Source organism: Massilia timonae CCUG 45783, from assembly GCF_000315425.1.
In the GTDB taxonomy this organism is placed as follows: domain Bacteria; phylum Pseudomonadota; class Gammaproteobacteria; order Burkholderiales; family Burkholderiaceae_D; genus Telluria; species Telluria timonae.
This window is the reverse complement of the sequence record NZ_JH992924.1, coordinates 137941-157169: the sequence shown is the minus strand read 5'-3', so window position 1 is coordinate 157169 and position 19229 is coordinate 137941. Positions and strand designations below refer to the sequence as shown.

At 65.9% G+C, this 19229-nt stretch carries 19 protein-coding genes and 1 riboswitch; of the genes, 6 read left to right on the top strand and 13 right to left on the bottom strand.

All coding sequences use genetic code 11. The annotated features are described in order from the left end of the window. Nucleotides 1-142: 142 nt before the first annotated feature. Nucleotides 143-688 (top strand): SRPBCC family protein, encoded by a 546-nt coding sequence (locus tag HMPREF9710_RS15830; protein WP_005667984.1) that lies wholly within the window; start codon nucleotides 143-145, stop codon nucleotides 686-688. A gap of 47 nt (nucleotides 689-735) precedes the next feature. Here HMPREF9710_RS15830 and hpaR read toward each other — a convergent pair whose 3' ends face one another. Continuing rightward, nucleotides 736-1224, bottom strand: a complete 489-nt coding sequence (gene hpaR / locus HMPREF9710_RS15825; RefSeq protein ID WP_005667982.1) for a homoprotocatechuate degradation operon regulator HpaR — start codon at nucleotides 1222-1224, stop codon at nucleotides 736-738. Nucleotides 1225-1370: 146 nt separating this feature from the next. Here hpaR and HMPREF9710_RS15820 point away from each other — a divergent pair, with 146 nt between their 5' ends. After that, nucleotides 1371-2312 carry a bestrophin family protein gene (locus tag HMPREF9710_RS15820; protein ID WP_005667980.1) on the top strand — a complete coding sequence of 314 codons (942 nt, stop codon included), beginning with the start codon at nucleotides 1371-1373 and terminating at the stop codon, nucleotides 2310-2312. Between the two features lie 52 nt (nucleotides 2313-2364). Beyond that, on the top strand, nucleotides 2365-3882 hold the full coding sequence (scpC, locus tag HMPREF9710_RS15815; RefSeq protein WP_005667977.1) for a succinyl-CoA:acetate CoA-transferase ScpC: 1518 nt from the start codon (nucleotides 2365-2367) through the stop codon (nucleotides 3880-3882). On the opposite strand, the gene HMPREF9710_RS15810 is transcribed toward scpC, so the two are convergent. The 3 genes from HMPREF9710_RS15810 to HMPREF9710_RS15800 all read right to left on the bottom strand — a co-directional run bounded on the left by HMPREF9710_RS15810 (nucleotide 3879) and on the right by HMPREF9710_RS15800 (nucleotide 6763). Beyond that, nucleotides 3879-4718 (bottom strand): hypothetical protein, encoded by an 840-nt coding sequence (locus tag HMPREF9710_RS15810; protein WP_005667975.1) that lies wholly within the window; start codon nucleotides 4716-4718, stop codon nucleotides 3879-3881. The two genes, scpC and HMPREF9710_RS15810, sit on opposite strands and share 4 nt — an antisense overlap. A gap of 211 nt (nucleotides 4719-4929) precedes the next feature. Beyond that, entirely contained in the window at nucleotides 4930-6036 is a 1107-nt protein-coding gene (locus HMPREF9710_RS15805) for an S-(hydroxymethyl)glutathione dehydrogenase/class III alcohol dehydrogenase (RefSeq protein ID WP_040777195.1), read from the bottom strand. A gap of 79 nt (nucleotides 6037-6115) precedes the next feature. After that, nucleotides 6116-6763, bottom strand: a complete 648-nt coding sequence (locus HMPREF9710_RS15800) for an ANTAR domain-containing response regulator (protein WP_005667971.1) — start codon at nucleotides 6761-6763, stop codon at nucleotides 6116-6118. Between the two features lie 191 nt (nucleotides 6764-6954). Between HMPREF9710_RS15800 and HMPREF9710_RS26655 the strand changes: the two genes are divergently transcribed. Then, nucleotides 6955-7569, top strand: a complete 615-nt coding sequence (locus tag HMPREF9710_RS26655; protein WP_005667970.1) for a hypothetical protein — start codon at nucleotides 6955-6957, stop codon at nucleotides 7567-7569. Here the strand turns inward: HMPREF9710_RS26655 and HMPREF9710_RS15790 are convergent. After that, nucleotides 7532-8068 carry a GNAT family N-acetyltransferase gene (locus tag HMPREF9710_RS15790; RefSeq protein ID WP_005667969.1) on the bottom strand — a complete coding sequence of 179 codons (537 nt, stop codon included), beginning with the start codon at nucleotides 8066-8068 and terminating at the stop codon, nucleotides 7532-7534. The two genes, HMPREF9710_RS26655 and HMPREF9710_RS15790, sit on opposite strands and share 38 nt — an antisense overlap. Before the next feature lie 117 nt (nucleotides 8069-8185). On the opposite strand from HMPREF9710_RS15790, the gene HMPREF9710_RS15785 reads away from it, so the two are divergent. Next, entirely contained in the window at nucleotides 8186-8539 is a 354-nt protein-coding gene (locus HMPREF9710_RS15785; protein ID WP_005667968.1) for a nuclear transport factor 2 family protein, read from the top strand. A gap of 7 nt (nucleotides 8540-8546) precedes the next feature. Here HMPREF9710_RS15785 and HMPREF9710_RS15780 read toward each other — a convergent pair whose 3' ends face one another. From HMPREF9710_RS15780 to HMPREF9710_RS15750, 7 genes are all read right to left on the bottom strand, one after another. After that, nucleotides 8547-9260: an ion channel gene (locus tag HMPREF9710_RS15780; RefSeq protein ID WP_005667967.1), complete on the bottom strand. Its 714-nt coding sequence runs from the start codon at nucleotides 9258-9260 to the stop codon at nucleotides 8547-8549. A gap of 38 nt (nucleotides 9261-9298) precedes the next feature. Beyond that, nucleotides 9299-9913: a thiamine phosphate synthase gene (gene thiE / locus HMPREF9710_RS15775; protein ID WP_005667965.1), complete on the bottom strand. Its 615-nt coding sequence runs from the start codon at nucleotides 9911-9913 to the stop codon at nucleotides 9299-9301. Nucleotides 9914-9925: 12 nt separating this feature from the next. Further along, nucleotides 9926-10672, bottom strand: coding sequence for a bifunctional hydroxymethylpyrimidine kinase/phosphomethylpyrimidine kinase (gene thiD, locus HMPREF9710_RS15770; RefSeq protein ID WP_005667964.1), 747 nt, complete (start codon nucleotides 10670-10672; stop codon nucleotides 9926-9928). Next, nucleotides 10669-11472 (bottom strand): thiazole synthase, encoded by an 804-nt coding sequence (locus HMPREF9710_RS15765; RefSeq protein ID WP_005667963.1) that lies wholly within the window; start codon nucleotides 11470-11472, stop codon nucleotides 10669-10671. The genes thiD and HMPREF9710_RS15765 overlap by 4 nt, the downstream gene beginning before the upstream one ends. Nucleotides 11473-11485: 13 nt before the next feature. Continuing rightward, the gene (gene thiS / locus HMPREF9710_RS15760) at nucleotides 11486-11689 is read right to left on the bottom strand and encodes a sulfur carrier protein ThiS (RefSeq protein ID WP_005667962.1); all 204 of its coding nucleotides are present in this window, start codon (nucleotides 11687-11689) and stop codon (nucleotides 11486-11488) included. After that, on the bottom strand, nucleotides 11690-13615 hold the full coding sequence (thiC, locus tag HMPREF9710_RS15755; protein WP_005667961.1) for a phosphomethylpyrimidine synthase ThiC: 1926 nt from the start codon (nucleotides 13613-13615) through the stop codon (nucleotides 11690-11692). It abuts the gene before it with no gap. Nucleotides 13616-13689: 74 nt separating this feature from the next. Then, nucleotides 13690-13796: riboswitch (TPP riboswitch) on the bottom strand. Between the two features lie 81 nt (nucleotides 13797-13877). Continuing rightward, nucleotides 13878-14171, bottom strand: a complete 294-nt coding sequence (locus HMPREF9710_RS15750; RefSeq protein ID WP_005667960.1) for a hypothetical protein — start codon at nucleotides 14169-14171, stop codon at nucleotides 13878-13880. Between the two features lie 704 nt (nucleotides 14172-14875). Between HMPREF9710_RS15750 and HMPREF9710_RS15745 the strand changes: the two genes are divergently transcribed. Further along, entirely contained in the window at nucleotides 14876-17674 is a 2799-nt protein-coding gene (locus HMPREF9710_RS15745; protein ID WP_005667959.1) for a valine--tRNA ligase, read from the top strand. A 66-nt stretch (nucleotides 17675-17740) separates the two neighbouring features. Here the strand turns inward: HMPREF9710_RS15745 and HMPREF9710_RS15740 are convergent, their stop codons facing one another. Then, complete coding sequence (locus HMPREF9710_RS15740; RefSeq protein WP_157225626.1) at nucleotides 17741-19120, bottom strand: cytochrome P450; 1380 nt, start codon at nucleotides 19118-19120, stop codon at nucleotides 17741-17743. Between the last annotated feature and the right edge of the window lie 109 nt (nucleotides 19121-19229).

Here is a 19229-nt window from a genome sequence, read left to right as displayed (position 1 = left end):
ATGGCATCCCAGCCGCGCGCCCCTTCCTTGTCTTTTCGCTTATTTTAATGACAGATTCGCGACAAGGTCGCGAACCCCGTTCGCAAGTGCATTCATTCGAGCCCAGGCGCAACGCGCCCGGGCGAAACCTAAGGAGAACACTATGTTGGGTCGTGTAGTTACCGTGGCCGCCCTGGCCGTCGGCGGCGCAATGCTGTCGAAGAAACTCAAGCAAAACCGTGGCTTTGGCGCCAGCTCGTCGATCGTCGAGACGATCGAAGTCAACGTGCCTGTGCGCACTGCCTATAACCAGTTCACCCAGTTCGAAGACTTCCCGCAATTCATGAAGAGCGTGAAAGAAATTCGCCAGCTGGACGACAAGCACCTGCACTGGAAGGCCAATGTGGCCGGCGAAGACAAGGAATGGGATGCCGAGATCACCGAGCAGATCCCGGACAACCGCATCGCCTGGCGCAGCGTCACCGGCGTCAAGAACGGCGGCGTGGTCACCTTCCACAAGATCTCGGACACCGTCACGCGCATCGCGCTGCAGATGGACTACGAGCCGGAAGGCCCATTGGAAACCCTGGGCGACGCCCTGGGCGCCGTGCGCATGGAAGCGCGTTCGAACCTGGCCAACTTCAAGGAGCTGCTCGAGAAGCGCGGCACCGAGACCGGCGGCTGGCGCGGCAAGATCGACCAGCATTGATTGCTGGCTGACGCGGGATCGGCGGCGCGGCCGCCGATCCCGCACGTTCACGGCCGACGGCTATTCACCGCCTTCGTCGTCGCCGGCAACTCCACCCTCTCCACCGGCGTCGCCTGCGCCTCGATGAAACCCTCCAGCGCCCGCGACAGGTCGTCGACGACCTGGCTGCCATACGCTCCCTCGATCAATGTGTACTGCTGCTCGATCAGCGGCGCGATCTCGTCGATCAACTTGTCGCCCTTCGGCGCCAGCCGCACCCAGATGCGGCGCTGGTCGGCCGCCACGCGCTGGCGCTCGATCAGGCCCAGTTCTTCCATCCGCGACAGCACGCCGGTCATGCTCGGACTCAGGATCTGGCACAGGTCGCACATCTCGCGTGGCTCCAGCTGCCCGTGCTCGTCCAGCACGCGCAGGATGCGCCATTGCTGCTCGGTCACGCCAAAGTGGTTGAGGATGGGGCGAAAATGCGACATCAGCGATTCGCGCGCTTTCAGGAAAAGTTGGGGCAGGTTGCGGTGAGTGATACGGCGGGCCAATGCGTGCTCCGTGTTAAGTGTGTCTACGTCAAGAATGATCGCACAAGCACAAGCGCTTGACTGACTAAGATATTAGTGATTTACTGCGAATATATTAGTGAGTTTTCCTTGACTCCGTCTATTTTTTTGCGAATGCGGTCGGTACCGTGATTATCCGAGAGCGCCCTTCCGGGCTCAAGCTGTTCCTCCTGTTGCGCGGCTCGGTCCTGCCCCGCATCCTGCCTGTCCTGCTGGTCAATATCGCGGTGGCGACCCTGGTCACCTGGTCGCACGGCGACCTGTGGGACCTCAAGATCACCCTCACCACGATCCCCTTCACGCTGATCGGGCTGCCGATCGCGATCTTCCTCGGCTTTCGCAACAACTCGGCCTATGACCGCTTCTGGGAAGGCCGCAAGCTGTGGGGCGAGCTGGTGCTGCGCTGCCGGAACCTGGCGCGCCAGACCATGAGCCTGATCGACGACCCACGGCCTGCCCTCGCAAGCAATGGCTTGCAGGATACACGGGTTCGCATCATCTACCGCGCGATCGCCTTTGTCCACGCGCTGCGCGACCATCTGCGCGACCAGCCCGGCTCGCCCTACGTCGCCACCTTCCTGCTGCCGGATGAATACGAAGACATGGCGCGCGCCCGCAACAAACCAGACAGCCTGATGCGCCACATGGGCGACGACCTGCAACGCTGCATCAAGGAGGGTCGCATCGAGGCCTGCCTGGCGGCCAACATCGACAACACCCTCTCAAGCCTGACCGCCGCCGCCGCGTCGTGCGAGCGCATCAAGAACACGCCCATCCCCTTTTCGTACACGCTGCTGCTGCACCGCACCGCCTATATCTACTGCTTCCTGCTGCCCTTCGGCCTGGTCGATTCGATCGGCTTCATGACGCCATTCGTGGTCGCCATCGTGGCCTACACCTTCTTCGGCCTGGATGCGCTGGGCGACGAGCTGGAAGAGCCGTTCGGCATCGAACACAACGACCTGCCGCTGGACGCCATGTGCCGCGCCATCGAGATCGACCTGCGCAACGCGTTGCGCGACGAACACGTGCCGCCGCCTCTGCAGCCGGTCGCCTACTGCCTGACCTGATCCCCCTTCAAGAAAAACAAGACCACACCAAGCCTGAACCTGAGGAGAAACCATGCATCACGATTACCACCTTGCCCACGACCGCGTCCGCCTGCCGCAACTGCGCGAGCGCATCACCAGCGCCGCCCATGCCGCCGAATGGATCCAGGACGGCATGACCGTCGGCACCAGCGGCTTCACCCGCGCCGGCGACGCCAAGGCGGTGCCGCTGGCGCTGGCCGAACGCGCACGCAGCGCGCCGCTGGCGATCACCCTGATCACCGGCGCCTCGCTCGGCGGCGAGACCGACGCGGCGCTGACCCAGGCCGGTGCGCTGGCGCGCCGCATGCCGTTCCAGACCGACCCCACCCTGCGCGCCGCGATCAACCGCGGCGAGGTGATGTTCACCGACCAGCACCTGTCCGAGACCGTCGAGCTGCTGCGCACGCGCCAGCTCGCGCCGGTGGACGTCGCCATCATCGAGGCGATCGCGATTACCGAGAGCGGCGCCATCATCCCGACCACCTCGGTCGGCAACAGCGCCAGCTTCGCGATCCTGGCCGACAAGGTGATCGTCGAGATCAACCTCTCGCAGTCGCCGGCGCTCGAAGGCCTGCACGACGTCTTCATCCCCAAGCACCGCCCGCAGCGCGAGCCGATGCCGCTGATGAACGTCAGCGACCGCATCGGCGCCACGGCGATCGCCATCCCGCCCGAGAAGATCGTGGCCATCGTCATGACCGAGAAGCACGACAGCGCTTCCACCATCCAGCCGCCGGACGACGACACCGCCGCCATCGCCGGCCACCTGACCGATTTCTTCAACGCCGAGATCGCCGCCGGCCGCCTGACCGAGCGCTTGATGCCGATCCAGGCCGGCATCGGCACCATCGCCAACGCCGTGCTGGCCGGCCTGATCGACGGTCCGTTCAAGGGCCTGACCATGTATTCCGAGGTGCTGCAGGATTCGACCTTCGACCTGTTCGACGCCGGCAAGCTCGATTTCGCCTCGGGTTCGTCGATCACGCTGTCCGAGGAAAAGGGACGGCAGGTGTTCGCCGAGCTGGAAAAGTACAAGGACCGCCTGGTGCTGCGTCCGCAGGAAGTGAGCAACCATCCGGAAGTCATCCGCCGCCTGGGACTCATCGCCATCAACACGGCGCTCGAGTTCGACATCTACGGCAACATCAACTCGACCCACGTGGGCGGCACCCACATGATGAACGGCATCGGCGGCTCGGGCGACTTCGCGCGCAACGCCTATCTGTCGGTGTTCGCGACCAAGTCGGTGGCCAAGGGCGGCAAGATCTCGAGCATCGTGCCGATGGTCTCGCACGTCGACCACACCGAGCACGACGTCGATATCGTGGTGACCGAAGTCGGCCTGGCCGACCTGCGCGGCCTGGCCCCGCGCGAACGCGCCCAGCGCATCATCGACCACTGCGTGGCCGAGCCGTACAAGCAGATGCTGCGCGACTACGTCGAAGAAGCGAACACGCGCGGCGGCCACACGCCGCACGTGCTGGAGAAGGCGTATTCGTGGCACGTGCGGTATCGCGAAACCGGTTCGATGCTGCCGGTTGCGGATTAACTTGCCGTCGGCACGGGCCTGGCGAGTCCTTTCGCGCGCGCGTCCCTGATCAGGGCGCGCACCGTCTTGTCGGCGGCCTTGCTCTCGCGTTCCATCTCCTTGCCCAGCTCGCCCATGCGCTTGCCCAGCCTTTCCATCGGCTGGTTGGCGATTTCCATCTGGCGGCTGATGTCTTCCATCGAGGCGCGCTGCTGGCGCGCCTGCGGGCCGTTGTAGGCTTCGCCGATGCGCTCGCCGGCGTCGGACATGCGCTTGCCGGTCTCGGCCATCTTTTGCTGGATGATGCGGCGCTCCGCATCGTCGCGCGCCGCCGCCATTTGCCGGCTCAGCAGGTCCATGTGCTTGCTCAGCGCCTGCATGCCGTCGTCGACTTCGCGCATGTCGCGCTCGCTCGGCAGGTTCGCCGGCTTGGCTGCGGCGCGCTCCATGTCGCGGCCCAGCGCTTCCATCTTCTTGCCGTGCTTTTCCATTTCCTTGCCGTGGACCTTCATCATCTCGCCGAGACGGTCGAGCGGCGCCCAGGCGGCGCGCGCCCGCTTGACCGTGTCCGGATCCTGGATCACGTAGCCACGCCCGTCGGCGCGGAACCAGATGAATTCGCCCTGGATGGCGCGCTGGGCCGCGCGCACCTCGTCCCAGTCGTCGCTGCTGCCGCTGATGTCGAAGCTGCCCGACGTCTCGCGTACCAGGGCGTAGGGCTCGTCCGCCGCCGCCACGCGCACCACGCGCGGCTTGCCGTCGGCCGCCGCCTGGGTCGGCATGGCGAACGCCGCCAGGGTAGCGAGGCCGAGGAGCGGAAGCGCCAGCTTCCAGTGGGGCGATGCGGTGCGTGACATGGGCTAGTCTCCAGTGGTGGGCCGGGCGCGGCCGGCGATGAAAGCACTGTAGACAAGACGGCATGCGCCGCCCAGCGCGCTGCGACAGACGGTCGAAATCGCGGAACAGGCGGTGGAACAGGCGCCGAAGCCGCCGCCAGAACGACGACGCGGCCCGAAGGCCGCGCTGGAACGGTGCATATGCGGCAGGCCGGGCGGCCCGCCGGGATAATTAATACACCACGACCGAACGGATCGACTCGCCCGACTTCATCAGGTCGAAGCCTTCGTTGATGCGGTCGAGCGGCAGGTGGTGGGTGATCAGGTCGTCGATATTGATCTTGTTTTCCATATACCAGTCGACGATCTTCGGCACGTCGGTACGGCCGCGTGCGCCGCCGAAGGCCGACCCTTTCCATTCGCGGCCGGTCACCAGCTGGAACGGACGGGTGGAAATCTCCTGGCCGGCCGCCGCCACGCCGATGATGATCGACTGGCCCCAACCCTTGTGGCAGCACTCGAGCGCCTGGCGCATGGTGTTGACGTTGCCCACGCACTCGAAGCTGTAGTCGGCGCCGCCGTCGGTCAGCTGGATGATGCTGTCGACGACGTTCTCGACCTTGGTCGGGTTGATGAAATGGGTCATGCCGAACTTGCGCGCCATGGCTTCGCGTTCCGGGTTCAGGTCGACGCCGATGATCTTGTCGGCGCCCACCATCCTGGCCGCCTGGATCACGTTCAGGCCGATGCCGCCCAGGCCGAACACGACCACGTTGGCGCCCGCTTCGACCTTGGCGGTGAAGATCACGGCGCCGATGCCTGTGGTGACGCCGCAACCGATGTAGCAGATCTTGTCGAATGGCGCGTCATTGCGCACCTTGGCCAGCGCGATCTCGGGAACCACGATGTAGTTCGAGAAGGTCGAGGTGCCCATGTAGTGATAGATCGGCTGGCCGTCCAGCGAAAAACGCGAGGTCGCATCCGGCATCAGGCCGCGGCCCTGCGTCGAGCGGATCGCCTGGCACAGGTTGGTCTTCTGCGACAGGCAGAATTTGCACTGGCGGCATTCCGGCGTGTACAGCGGAATCACGTGATCGTCGCGGCGCAAACTCGTCACGCCGGGACCGACGTCGACCACCACGCCGGCGCCTTCATGGCCCAGGATGGCCGGGAAGATGCCTTCGGGATCGGCGCCCGACAGCGTGTAGTAGTCGGTGTGGCAGATACCGGTGGCCTTGACCTCGACCAGCACCTCGCCGGCCTTCGGACCTTCGAGTTCGACCTCTTCGATCGTGAGCGGGTGGCCCGCCTTCCATGCAATTGCTGCCTTCGTTTTCATGTCGTATTCCCGTTGCTTGAAGAAAAACCGCGCGTCCATGAGCGCGCCGCAAAGGTGACATGATAACAAGCTTGTGAAATCACGTCCGGCCGCGGCCCCGCAATCGTTCGCCGATGGCGCCATGTAACCCGTTGAGGGTTTCCTCGGCGGCCAGGATCTGCTCGGCCACCTCGCCCATCTTGCGCCGCTGCGAGCGCGCCTCGTCGCGCAGCACGTCGAAGGCCAGGTGGCGGTCGATGTGAAAGCGCGCCATCAGCACGCCGACCGCGATGCTGGTCTCGCGTCCCGCCGCCAGCGCCAGGCTCAAGCTTTCTTCGCTGCGGCGCAGGCGCCGGATGTCGTCGCCGCGCGCCAGCGCCGCGGCGAACGCCGGCAGCAACTGCGCGCCGTCGACCGGCTTGACCAGGTAACCGACCGCGCCGGCATCGGCGGCGGCGCGCGCCGTCGCCGCATCGTCGCTGGCGGACAGGAACATGAAGGGGATGGTCGTTTCTTCGCGCAGCAGGCGCGCCAGCGCCAGGCCCGACATGCCGGGCATCTCGATGTCGAGCAGGACCAGGGCGATCCCGTCCGCGTGCTGCTCGATCGTGCGCAGGGCCTCGGCCGCCGTGCCGGCGTCGAGGGTATCGTGGCCCGCATGCTGCAGCACCTCGGCCAGGTATTCGCGCAGCAGCGCATCGTCGTCGACGATCAGTACCAGGCGGCGCGCTGGTGGTTGTGGGTTCATGCTTCCTCCTGTCTATACATGGGACGTCAGCGCCGCTGACGTGCTGGAGCATGAAAAAAATATAGCACGCAAGATTGTGAACGCGCCAGTTGGAAACGACACAATGTCAGATTCATGGAATGGCTGGCGCCGATGAATTTCTTGGGATACCATCGTTCCCTGCACCTTTGCAGGGCCAAATGGAGAACACCATGCCCGATTCCGCGAAGGTGCGCGCCGCGCATCTCGACGCCACGCCCGCGATCCCGCGACCGGCACTTCTTGCGCTCGACCTGTCACTCGCCTTCCCCGCCGCCTTGCGGCCAGCGGTCGCCGCGCTGACCGACAGCGCGGGCTGGCGCCCCGAAATACGCCACTATACCTATCACGTCATGCTCGGCGGCGACACACTGACGATTCCTTTGCGACTCTACGTTGACCGCGGCCTGCTGTGGGACGATGCCGGCCGCGACGCCACCGGACGCGGCATAGCATGGTGCCTCGGCACTCGCCACCACGACGGCCATGTGCGCGAAGCATGCCTGACGCGGCTGCTGGCGGCGCCGCAAGGCTGGATGGCGCCCTTCATCGTGCATCTGGTGGGCGAATACGTAGACGAGATCGTGCAGCGGATCGAGGCGGCGCTGCCGGACCTCGCGCCCGACATGCGGGCCGCCCTCGCCGCCTTCGTGCGCGAAAATCCGCGCTATCTGGACACGATCGAGCGCCGCACCGTCAGCTACCGGCCCTACCTTTGCCCTGCGTCGGAGAGCTATCCGGGCAAGCGCGTCATGGCCTGCCTGCGCGCGCTGGGCCGGGAAGCGTGAGCCGCATGCGCTGCTCCATCAGGTCCGAGCCCGGCCGCAAGGGCTCGCGCACGCCGGCCTCGACGAAACCGGCGCGCTCGTAGAGGCGCAGGGCGTCGGCATTGGTGCAGGTGACGCCCAGTTGCATCGCCTGCGCGCCGCGCTCCGTGGCCCAGCGCACCGCGTCATCCAGCAAGGCGCCGGCCACGCCCCGTCCGCGCGCCTCGGGAGCAACCCACATCTGGAACAGGTTGACGATGGTTGCGTCGTCGCCGTCCTCCTTGGCCCAGGCCAGGCCGACCAGGGCGCCATCCATCTCGGCGGCCAGCGCGCGGTCGATGCCGGACGTGGTCGAGCGCGCCAGGCGCGCGGCCCAGGTCTCGGGCGCCAGCGCTTCCTCGGCGGCCAGGGTGCTGCCGAAGGCGTCCGGCGCGTCGGCGAGCGCGCGCAGGCGGATCGCGCGGTAGGCCTGCCATTCGTCGGCCACGAATGGCCTGATGGAGAATGCAGAGCGGGTCATGACGAACTCTCGTTTATTCCAGGAAACCGATTTTAGCAGGCCGCATCCGGCTCATTGCCGAGCGCCCCTAACGAACGACAATTGGTACATTGAAGCTTCTAACCAGGGAGAGACTTCATGTCCGAACTGAACAAGAGCATCCTGCAACAGGCGAATGCGGCGGTGACCCGCGGCGACAACGAAGGATTCCTGGCGTTCTGCACCGACGACCTCGTCTGGTCGACGGTCGGCGGCGAAACCCTGCGCGGCAAGGAAGCAGTGCGCGCCTGGATGGTGGATGGCTATGCCGAGCCGCCCAAGTTCACCGTGCGCGAACTGGTCGCGGAAGGCGACCTCGTGGTCGCTTTGGGCGACATCGAATCGAAGGACGAGCAAGGCAACACGGTGCAAAATGCCTATAGCGACGTCTGGCGCTTCCGGGATGGGAAGATGGCCGAACTGCGCGCCTTCGTGGTGCCGGTCAAGGAGTGAGACGGGCCTAATCCCTTTCCCAATCCTCCATGCGGCGCTTGCGCGCCCTCCCCACCGCAATCCGGTTACGCGTGGTAAACGCAATCAACCGCGCCACCACCACCGCCAGGTACATCAGCCCGACCAGCATCTCGACGCTGGCCAGCGCCCGCGCATGCACGGTCAGCGGGATCACGTCGCCGATGCCGGTGCTCGACAGCAGCGCGAAGCTCAGGTAGTTCAGTTCGGTCCAGGTGCGCGGCGCCCCCGGGTTGACGGCAGCCGCGAAGCTGCCGGGATGGAGTTCCTGCACCAGGATGTACATGTGGGTGAAGCCCCATGCGAGCAGGGTGAAGGTGGCGCCGGCCGCGAACAGCTCGTCGGTGGTGGCCAGCTCGTCGTCCATCATGTAGGCGATCAGGCTGCCCGCCGCATAGAAATAGAACAGCGCCTCAAGACCGGACGACCAGGCCAGCAGTTCGCGCAGCCCGAACAGGATCTGCGCCAGCAGCAGCGCGATGATCGGCACCGCCAGCGCCCAGCTGACCCGCACCTCGCCCGGCGTGCGCCGCACCATGCGGATGGTGAAGGCCAGCACCACGATGCCGAAGGCATTGAAGGCCACCTGACCGGCCGGCGTGCCCTCGATGAAGGGATAGGCCAGCATGCCGATCAGCTGGACCAGCAACAGGATGGCGGACGGGTGGCGGCGGGTGTGGACGAACAGGAGCAATGGGCGCATGGATGGACGACGGTGATCGCGATGCGCCCATTGTAGGTTCAGGCGGGCGGAAACAGCGCGCCGAATGCGCGCGCAGCCGCGCCGGGGTCGCGCGATCCATAGACGCTCGTGATCGCCGCCACCAGGTCGATCCCGCGCGTCACCAGCGGCGCCGCATTGCTCGGTGTCATGCCGCCGATGACGACGATCGGCAGGCTGAACTCGGCGCGCGCCTGGTCCAGCAGCTCGGGTGGCGTGACAAAAGTGTACTTCTTGACCGGCGACGGATAGAAGCCGCCGAAGGCGACGTAGCTGGCGCCGGCTTCGACTGCCGCGCGCCCCAGGGCCAGCTCGCCGTAGCACGAGGCGCCGACGATCTTGTCCTTCCCCAGCAGCGCGCGCGCCTCCTGAACGCCGTCATCGGTATGGCCCAGGTGCACGCCGTCGGCGTCGATCGCCTGGCACAGGTCGAGGTGGTCGTTGATGACGAGCGGCCGGCCGTGACGGCGGCACAGCGCGAGCAGCGCCGCTGCCTGCTCCTTGCGCAGGTCGGGACCGGCTTCCTTGTGGCGGTACTGAACCAGCGCGGCGCCGGCGCCAAGGGCGGCGTCGGTCGCGGCGATCAGTTTTTCCGTATCGTCCCAGTTCGGGGTAACGAGGTACAAGCCGCGCATGGCGGACTCCTTTCAGCTTGTCGATTGCAACAGGCGGCGCGGGATGCGCTGCCCTGGCGCCAGCGCATACGACTGCGCCAGCGCATGGTGGGTATAGGTCTGGGCCGTGTCGAGCGCCGCCTCCATGCGCTCGCCCAGCGCCAGCCGCGCCGCCAGCGCCGCGGCCAGCGTGCAGCCGCTGCCGTGGTAGCCGTGCGGCAGGCGCGGCCAGTGCCAGGCGCGTCGCTCGACGCCGTCGACCAGCCAGCGGTTGACGACGGTGTCGCCCGCCGCGTGGCCGCCGGTCACCAGCACCTGTGCGCCGTGGATCTCGCCCAGTGCTTCGTGTTCGGGCAGGTTGGGCAGCACGATCGTCGCCAGCGCCAGCAGTTCGCGCAGCGCTTTGATAGCGTCGCCCTGCCCCAGCGCATCGCCATGGCCGCTGGCCAGCACCGGATCGAGCACCACCGGCAAGGTGGGCCGGCGCGCGCGCAAAGTCCGGATGACGTCCGCGATCGCCGCCGCATTGGCGGCGTTGCCGGGGATGCCGAGCTTGACCGCCCCGATCTCGAAGGCGGCCAGAAGCGGCGCCGCCTGGCGCGCGATCCATTCGGCATCCACCGGGCTCGCCGCATGGACCCGGTTATTGTCCTGCGCCGTGATGGCGGTGGCCACGGGCAGCGGGTGCGCACCCTGCGCCGAAATCGCCAGGATGTCGGCGGCCAGGCCGGCGCCGCCGCCGGGATCGAGCCCGGCGAACACCAGCACGCAGGCCGTCATCCGGTGATCTTTCCTTCGACGGGCGACGAGGGCGAGGCGGCGAAACGCTTCGGCATGCGGCCGGCAAGATAGGCATCGCGCCCCGCCATCACCGCATGCTTCATGGCGCGCGCCATGCGCACCGGGTCGCCCGCGGCGGCGATCGCGGTGTTCATCAACACGCCGTCGCAACCCAGTTCCATCGCGATCGCGGCGTCCGACGCCGTGCCGACGCCGGCGTCGACCAGCACCGGCACCGTGGCCTGCTCGATGATCAGGGACAGGTTCCAGGGGTTGAGGATGCCCATGCCCGAGCCGATCAGGGAGGCCAGCGGCATCACCGCCACGCAGCCGATCTCCTGCAGGATGCGCGCCTGGATCGGGTCGTCGCTGCAGTAGACCATGACGTCGAATCCATCCTTCACCAGGGCCTCGGCCGCGACCAGGGTCTCGGGCATATGCGGGAACAGCGTCTTCTGGTCGCCCAGCACCTCGAGCTTGACCAGCTTGTGCCCGCCCAGCAACTCGCGCGCCATCTGCAAGGTATAGATCGCGTCCCTGGCGGTGTAGCAGCCGGCCGTATTCGGCAGGATGGTGAACTCGTTTGGCGGCAGCACGTCCAGCAGGCTCGGCGCGTTCGGGTCCTGGCCGATGTTCACGCGGCGGATCGCCACCGTGATGATCTCGGCGCCAGCGGCCAGCGTGGCTTCGCGGGTCTGCTCCAGGTCGCGGTACTTGCCGCTGCCGACCAGCAGGCGCGATTGGTAGGCGCGGCCGGCAATCGTCAGCACGTCCTGTTTGATGTCGTTCATTGCATTCATGTCTCGTCTCCTGTCAGCCGCCACCGATGGCGCGCACGATATCGACCCGGTCCTGCTCATGCAGGCGCCGGTGCAACCACTGCTGGCGCGGCACCACTTCGCGGTTGACCGCCAGCGCCATCCCCTGTCCGCTCAAGCCCAGCTGTTCCAGCAGGCCGAACAAGGTTTGCCCCGGCGGCACCTGGCACGGCGCGCCGTTGACTTCGATCGGCGTCATTCACACCTCCCGGTACAGCTGGGCGCCGTTCTTCACGAACTCGATCGCCTTTTCCTGCATGCCCTGGGCCAGCGCGGTCTCCCCTTGCACGCCCTTGGCGGCGGCATATTCGCGCACTTCCTGGGTGATCTTCATCGAGCAGAAATGCGGGCCGCACATCGAACAGAAGTGGGCCACCTTGGCCGAATCCTTCGGCAAGGTCTCGTCGTGGAATTCGCGCGCCTTGTCCGGGTCGAGCCCCAGGTTGAACTGGTCTTCCCAGCGAAACTCGAAGCGCGCTTTCGACAGGGCGTTGTCGCGCAGCTGGGCGCCCGGATGGCCTTTCGCCAGGTCGGCCGCGTGCGCAGCGATTTTATAAGTGATGATGCCGTCCTTGACGTCGTTCTTGTCGGGCAGGCCCAGGTGCTCCTTGGGCGTCACGTAGCACAGCATGGCGGTGCCATACCAGCCGATATTGGCGGCGCCGATGCCCGAGGTGATGTGGTCGTAGCCCGGCGCGATGTCGGTGGTGAGCGGTCCCAGCGTGTAGAACGGCGCCTCGTGGCACTGCTCCAGTTGCAGGTCCATGTTTTCCTTGATCAGGTGCAGCGGCACGTGGCCGGGGCCCTCGATGATGGTCTGCACGTCGTGCTTCCAGGCGATCTGGGTCAGCTCGCCCAGCGTCTTGAGTTCGGCCAGCTGGGCTTCGTCGTTGGCGTCGTAGATCGAGCCGGGACGCAGGCCGTCGCCCAGGCTGAACGAGACGTCATACGCCTTCATGATGTCGCAGATGTCCTCGAAGTGCGTGTACAGGAAGGATTCGCGGTGGTGGGCCAGGCACCACTTGGCCATGATCGAGCCGCCGCGCGAGACGATCCCCGTCAGGCGGTTGGCCGTCATTGGCACGTAGCGCAGCAGCACGCCGGCGTGGATGGTGAAGTAATCGACGCCCTGCTCGGCCTGTTCGATCAGGGTGTCGCGGAAGATTTCCCAGCTCAGCTCCTCGGCCTTGCCATTGACCTTTTCCAGCGCCTGGTAGATCGGCACCGTGCCGATCGGCACCGGGCTGTTACGCAGGATCCATTCGCGCGTCTCGTGGATGTGCTTGCCGGTCGACAGGTCCATCACCGTGTCGGCGCCCCAGCGGATGGCCCAGGTCATCTTTTCCACTTCCTCGCCGATCGACGAGGTGACGGCCGAGTTGCCGATATTGGCGTTGACCTTCACCAGGAAGTTGCGGCCGATGATCATCGGCTCCAGTTCCGGGTGGTTGATGTTGGCGGGGATGACGGCGCGGCCGCGCGCCACTTCCGAGCGCACGAATTCCGGCGTGATCTCATGCGGGATGCTGGCGCCGAAGGACTGGCCCGGATGCTGGCGGCCAAGCAGCGCCGCCACCCGCTGGCCCATCGGCCCCGAGGATTCCAGCGAGGCGATGTATTCCTTGCGCTGCATGTTTTCGCGCAGGGCGATGAATTCCATCTCCGGGGTGATGATTCCCTGGCGCGCGTAGTGCATCTGGCTGACGTTGGAACCGCTCTTCGCGCGGCGCGGCGCGCGCTGCAGGTTGAAGCGCAGCGCGGCAAGCTGCGGATCGTTCAGCCGCGCCTGGCCGTAGTGCGAGGTGGGGCCGTCCAGCTGCTCGGTGTCGCCCCGTTCGGCGATCCATGCCTGGCGCATGGGCGCCAGGCCGCTGCGGATGTCGATCGCCGCGCCCGGCTCGGTGTACGGGCCGGAGGTGTCATAGACGAACAGGGGCGGATTCGGCTCGCCGCCGAAGCTGTCGGGCGTGGGCGACTGGCTGATTTCGCGCATCGGCACGCGGATGTCGGGCCGGCTGCCTTCGATATAGACCTTGCGCGAATTGGGTAGCGGATTGATTGCGGCGTGGTCCACCGTGGCGGTGGCGGCGTCGAATATCCGGGATGACTTCAGAGGTGCGTTCATGTGGCTCCCTTGCTTGCGGAGCCAGCAAAGGAGGTGCCGGGTGAGGCAAGGCGGACGCGGGTGTGCGCATGCTTGCATCGATTCGGCTGCTTCCCTTCGCTGGCATTATCCAGATCAGGTTCGGAGGGTATTTCTCACCCACGCGCCGTTGTGGCGACGCATAGGACCCCTAGCGTTTGCCGTCAGGGCGCGTGAGCGCCCGGACAGCCAGCCGATTATAGCCCAATCATTTTTCGATGGGCAGAAAATGCATGTGGTTTTATCACAGCATCGGCGGCTCCTGTTCCAGCGCATGCAGCTGCAGCTCGCCGTTCACGGAACGCACCTCGACGAACGGCGTGCGCGCCGGCGCAATGGCTTGCGCGACCGGCGGCCCGCCGTCGACCGACACTTCGAGCTGCACGCTGTCGGCCGCGGTGTGGACGTCGACCGCGTCCGCACGCGAGATCGTCCAGTCGGTGCTGACGCCGGACCGCTGGTACACCTGCTTGCCGTCGACCCGCACGCTCACGGTATTGTTCTGGAAGCCTTCGCCCAGCCTCACGCGTAATGTCATGACCTTCTTCTGCTATTGAAGATGTGAACAAATTTGCCCAACGTCCTCTTCCTGCCCCGAGCCGTCTTGCTAACCGTTCTCGTATCTGACAGGCGTTACTTTCCCGCCTCCCGCCAGACATGAGCTGGCGGCAGTGTCTGACATTGCCGCCAGACTCGCCACGGGTAGCGCCGTTCTCGCCATGAGGCACGGTGGCGAACCGTTGCAATTCCACGACTTGCAACCGACGTGATGCGTTGTTTGCTCATGACCGTCACCAGCAATCATCGAGAAGCAGAACTGGACAGTAAACTACCTATCTGCGGCACTTGGTTTTCGTGACGCGGACGAGTTGTCTCGATAGTGCACCGTCCAACCAGCGTACGTCGTTCAGACAGCGCAGGCAGGACGAGAGTTCCGCTCCCCGGTGGTGTGCATTGACGGCATTCCGGTGAAACGCTGATGCCTTTCCCTGGGCTTTCAGGCTTATCCTTCCTTCATGCCAAGTCGCTGCCGGGAATGTCGCGTGCGATTCGCCCAGGCCGCCAGAGTTCGTTGCGATCAGATATCCGCTCGGAGGACATCAGACAATCTTCGTAATCGAGCAGCACCAGCAGCGATGTGGCCGCGCATGCCCCCCGTTGCACGATGCCGCCGGGATAGGCTGGGGATGCAAGGTGACCTATAATGGTTCTTTCGCAAAAAATTTCACCTACCACCACATCATGGAATTAGCCAAGTCTTTCGAGCCAGCCGATATTGAACAGTTCTGGCGCGCCGAGTGGGAAAAGCGCGGTTACTTCGCCGCCACCATGGACGAGGGCAAGCCGTCCTTCAGCATCCAGCTGCCGCCGCCGAACGTGACCGGCACCCTGCACATGGGCCACGCGTTCAACCAGACCGTCATGGACGGCCTGACCCGCTACTACCGCATGCGCGGCTATAACACCGCCTGGGTGCCGGGCACCGACCACGCCGGCATCGCGACCCAGATCGTGGTCGAGCGCCAGCTCGACGCCCAGAAGATCTCGCGCCACGACCTCGGCCGCGACGCGTTCCTGGAAAAAGTCTGGGAGTGGAAGGAAAAGTCGGGCAACACCATCACCGGCCAGATGCGCCGCCTGGGCGCCTCGGCCGACTGGCAGCGCGAATACTTCACGATGGACGACGTGCGCTCGAAGTCGGTGGTCGAGGTCTTCGTGCGCCTGTACGAGCAGGGCCTGATCTACCGCGGCAAGCGCCTGGTCAACTGGGACCCGGTGCTGGGCACGGCTGTGTCCGACCTCGAAGTCGATTCGCAGGAAGAAGACGGCTCGATGTGGTACATCCAGTACCCGCTGGCCGATGGCAGCGGCCACCTGACGGTCGCCACCACCCGTCCCGAGACGATGCTGGGCGACGTCGCGGTCGCGGTCGACCCGACCGATGAACGGTATACGAGCCTCGTGGGCAAACTGATCAAGCTGCCGCTCACCGGCCGCGAGATCCCGATCATCGCCGACAGCTACGTCGACAAGGAATTCGGCACCGGCTGCGTCAAGATCACCCCGGCCCACGACTTCAACGACTACGCGGTCGGCCAGCGCGCGAACCTAGCGCCGATCAACATCTTCACGCTCGACGCGAAGATCAACGAGAACGCGCCGGAACAGTATCGCGGCCTGGACCGCTTCGCCGCGCGCAAGCAGATCGTCGCCGACCTGGAAGCGCTCGGCCTGATGGAACAGATCAAGCCGCACAAGCTGATGGTCCCGCGCGGCGACCGCACCAACGTCGTGATCGAGCCGATGCTGACCGACCAGTGGTTCGTCGCCATGACCAAGCCGGCGCCGGAAGGCACCTTCAATCCGGGCAAGTCGATCACCGAAGTGGCGCTGGAAAAAGTCGCCAGCGGCGAGATCAAGTTCGTGCCCGAGAACTGGAGCACCACCTACAACCAGTGGCTGGGCAATATCCAGGACTGGTGCATCTCGCGCCAGCTGTGGTGGGGCCACCGCATCCCGGCCTGGTTCGCCGAAGACGGCTCCATCATCGTCGCGCGCAATGAAGAAGAAGCCCAGGCCAAGGCCGCCGCGCAAGGCATCACCGGCGCATTGCGCCGTGACGACGACGTGCTCGACACCTGGTTCTCGTCGGCGCTGGTGCCCTTCTCGACCATGGGCTGGCCGGAGGAAACGCCGGACATGAAGATGTTCCTGCCGTCGTCGGTGCTGGTCACCGGCTTCGACATCATCTTCTTCTGGGTGGCGCGCATGGTCATGATGACCGCCCACTTCACCGGCAAGGTGCCGTTCGAGACCGTGTACGTGCACGGCCTCGTGCGCGACTCGCAGGGCCAGAAGATGTCGAAGTCGAAGGGCAATACGCTCGACCCGATCGACCTGATTGATGGGATAGATCTCGATAGCCTGGTCGCCAAGCGCACCACCGGCCTGATGGACCCGCGCGCGGCCGAGAAGATTGCCAAGGCGACCCGCAAGGAGTTCCCGGAAGGGATCCCGGCCTTCGGCACCGACGCCGTGCGCTTCACCATGGCGAGCTACGCTTCGCTGGGCCGCAACATCAACTTCGACCTGGGCCGCGCCGAGGGTTATCGCAACTTCTGCAACAAGCTGTGGAACGCGACCCGCTTCGTGATGATGAACACCGAAGGCAAGGACTGCGGCGCCCCATCGCCGGAAGATTTGTCGCCGGCGGATCGCTGGATCATCTCGCTGATGACCCGCGTCGAGCTCGACGTGGCGAAAGGCTTTGCCGACTACCGCTTCGACAATATCGCCAGCAGCATCTACAAGTTCGTGTGGGACGAGTACTGCGACTGGTACCTGGAAGTCGCCAAGGTGCGCGTCCAGCAGGGCACCGAAGCGCAGCAGCGCGCCACCCGCCACACCCTGCTGCGCGTGCTGGAAGTGATCCTGCGCCTGGCGCATCCGATCATCCCGTTCGTGACCGAAGCCCTGTGGCAGAGCATCGCGCCGCTGGCCGGCAAATCCGGCGAGACCATCATGCTGCAGCCGTATCCGCTGGCCGACACCTCGCTGATCGACGAGGACGCCGAAGCGTGGATGGAGCAGTTCAAGGCGCTGACCGACGCCACCCGCAACCTGCGCGGCGAGATGTCGCTGTCGCCGTCGGTGCGCGTGCCGCTGATCGTCGAGCCGGGCAACGAGGAAGACCGCGCCAGGATGGCGGTGTTCGCGCCGTACATCCAGCTGCTGGGCAAGCTCGCCGAAGTGCAGATCGTGGACGCGCTGCCGGAATCGCCGGCCGCGGTGTCGATCGTCGGCACCACCAAGCTGATGCTGAAGGTCGAGATCGACGTCGCCGCCGAACGCGAGCGCCTGTCGAAGGAGATCGCGCGCGTCTCCGGCGAGATCGCCAAGGCCGAGGGCAAGCTGTCGAACGAGAGCTTCGTGGCGCGCGCGCCGGCCGCCGTGGTGGCGCAAGAGAAGGAACGCGTGGCGAACTTCTCGGCCACCTTGGCCAAGATGCAGGAGCAGCTGGCGAAGCTGCCGGCGGCTTGACCGGACTTGCACCCGGTTCAAACGCGGCTTCGGCCGCGTTTTTTGTTGGGGGACGGCGTGGCGGCGTTATCGTAACGCGAAGCGCAAGCCGTAATTGTCCAGCGTCCCCGGCAGCTGCGCCGGGTCCAGTCGACCTTGCGGCAGCAGCCGCAAGGTTTTCCCGTCCGCGCCCGCATCGATCAAGGCCCCCAGCATCACGCTGGTCAGCATCAGCACCAGATTGCGCGCCGGGCACGTCACCGGTCCGCTGCTGAACGGAATCAAGGGCCAATCGCGATCCTGCGCATCCCTCACCTTATCGTCCTTCAACCACAACTCGGGCGCAAACCGGTTGGCGCATGCCATGCGCCGGTCATCCCGATGGAAGAACGGCGTGAACACCAGCACCCCGGTCCCTGCCGGCATCGTGTCTCCGCTCCAGTCGGTATCGCGCGTCGTCTGGCGCAGGATCGCCGGCGTCGTCGGCCACAGGCGCAGCGATTCCAGCACGGTGGCGCGCAGGAACGGCAGATATTGCCGCGCCATGCCGGGATGGCTGCGCAGTTCTTCGCGCGCGCGCTCCGCCTGCTCAGGATGTGCCGCCAGCAGCGCCAGCGCGCGGAAGGTGGCCATGCCGGCGGCGTCGAAGGCAAACAGCCATTGCGGCACCTGCTGGTTCGGCGCCGCATCGGGCGTCCTGGGAACGCTCGCCGCGACCGCTGCCAGGCTGCCGGGTTCGGCGCGCTCGAGGTAGGCCTGGATGCGCGCGAGGAAGCGTTGGCGCGTAACGGTCTTCCTGGGACGCATGAATGCCCAGTTGGCCGCCTGGCGCAGCGCGATGATCATGTCGCTGATTTCCTGGTCGCCGGCTGCGGCGTCGCCGAAGACGATGCGCCGCACCAGGCGGGTCCAGCCGGCGTTGAAGCCATCCCAGTCGAGTTTTCCCTGGCGACGCGCGCGGTCCAGGATGCGCCCGGCCTCATCGTCGACGGCCGGCAGGAACTGGCCCACCATGTGATGGACGGCGCGTTCGTGCTCGAGCACTTCCTCGTTGAAGCGGCGCCGCTCGGCGCGCTCGCGGCCGCACGAAATCAATGCTCCTTCGGGCTCGAAATGCGACAGCGCGGCGCGCTTTTCGCTGCTGGCGGCGCTGAACGGTTCCGGCGATTCGTCCAGCACCCGGCGCACGTGTTCCGGCGCCAGCAGGACGGCCTGCTTGCGGATCGGCAGCGGCAGCATCAGCGGCCCGTCTCCATACTTGTCGCGCAGCTTCTGCATGCGGCGCACCGCGCGCGCGTCCAGCCCAAGGCGCTCGGCCAGCGCCACCATCTTGGGGCGGCGCACGATCACGCCCTTGGCAAAGGTCGGGGCCAGCACCTCCACGGCCAGGGCCGCCGTGTCGATCGCGCCGGCGGTGGCCAGGCCACCGTGTCTTGTCGCGCCTGTCCTGCGGGAAGACTGGGACATCCATTTAGCTGCTGCGACACCCCCGACCAAACCGAGCGCGCCGGCAAGCAGCAAGTTCCGATTCCGTTTGTTCATGTCAGCCACTCTCCAGATTCGTCACGAACGGGCA

What these genes read in the sequence shown, in the direction of transcription:
- HMPREF9710_RS15830 (WP_005667984.1), top strand. Translation starts at nt 143, where the DNA reads ATGTTGGGTCGTGTAGTTACCGTGGCCGCCCTGGCCGTCGGCGGCGCA.
- scpC (WP_005667977.1), top strand. Translation starts at nt 2,365, where the DNA reads ATGCATCACGATTACCACCTTGCCCACGACCGCGTCCGCCTGCCGCAA.
- HMPREF9710_RS15810 (WP_005667975.1), bottom strand. Translation starts at nt 4,718, where the DNA reads ATGTCACGCACCGCATCGCCCCACTGGAAGCTGGCGCTTCCGCTCCTC.
- HMPREF9710_RS15805 (WP_040777195.1), bottom strand. Translation starts at nt 6,036, where the DNA reads ATGAAAACGAAGGCAGCAATTGCATGGAAGGCGGGCCACCCGCTCACG.
- HMPREF9710_RS15800 (WP_005667971.1), bottom strand. Translation starts at nt 6,763, where the DNA reads ATGAACCCACAACCACCAGCGCGCCGCCTGGTACTGATCGTCGACGAC.
- HMPREF9710_RS26655 (WP_005667970.1), top strand. Translation starts at nt 6,955, where the DNA reads ATGCCCGATTCCGCGAAGGTGCGCGCCGCGCATCTCGACGCCACGCCC.
- HMPREF9710_RS15790 (WP_005667969.1), bottom strand. Translation starts at nt 8,068, where the DNA reads ATGACCCGCTCTGCATTCTCCATCAGGCCATTCGTGGCCGACGAATGG.
- HMPREF9710_RS15785 (WP_005667968.1), top strand. Translation starts at nt 8,186, where the DNA reads ATGTCCGAACTGAACAAGAGCATCCTGCAACAGGCGAATGCGGCGGTG.
- HMPREF9710_RS15780 (WP_005667967.1), bottom strand. Translation starts at nt 9,260, where the DNA reads ATGCGCCCATTGCTCCTGTTCGTCCACACCCGCCGCCACCCGTCCGCC.
- thiE (WP_005667965.1), bottom strand. Translation starts at nt 9,913, where the DNA reads ATGCGCGGCTTGTACCTCGTTACCCCGAACTGGGACGATACGGAAAAA.
- thiD (WP_005667964.1), bottom strand. Translation starts at nt 10,672, where the DNA reads ATGACGGCCTGCGTGCTGGTGTTCGCCGGGCTCGATCCCGGCGGCGGC.
- HMPREF9710_RS15765 (WP_005667963.1), bottom strand. Translation starts at nt 11,472, where the DNA reads ATGAATGCAATGAACGACATCAAACAGGACGTGCTGACGATTGCCGGC.
- thiS (WP_005667962.1), bottom strand. Translation starts at nt 11,689, where the DNA reads ATGACGCCGATCGAAGTCAACGGCGCGCCGTGCCAGGTGCCGCCGGGG.
- thiC (WP_005667961.1), bottom strand. Translation starts at nt 13,615, where the DNA reads ATGAACGCACCTCTGAAGTCATCCCGGATATTCGACGCCGCCACCGCC.
- HMPREF9710_RS15750 (WP_005667960.1), bottom strand. Translation starts at nt 14,171, where the DNA reads ATGACATTACGCGTGAGGCTGGGCGAAGGCTTCCAGAACAATACCGTG.
- HMPREF9710_RS15745 (WP_005667959.1), top strand. Translation starts at nt 14,876, where the DNA reads ATGGAATTAGCCAAGTCTTTCGAGCCAGCCGATATTGAACAGTTCTGG.
- HMPREF9710_RS15740 (WP_157225626.1), bottom strand. Translation starts at nt 19,120, where the DNA reads ATGTCCCAGTCTTCCCGCAGGACAGGCGCGACAAGACACGGTGGCCTG.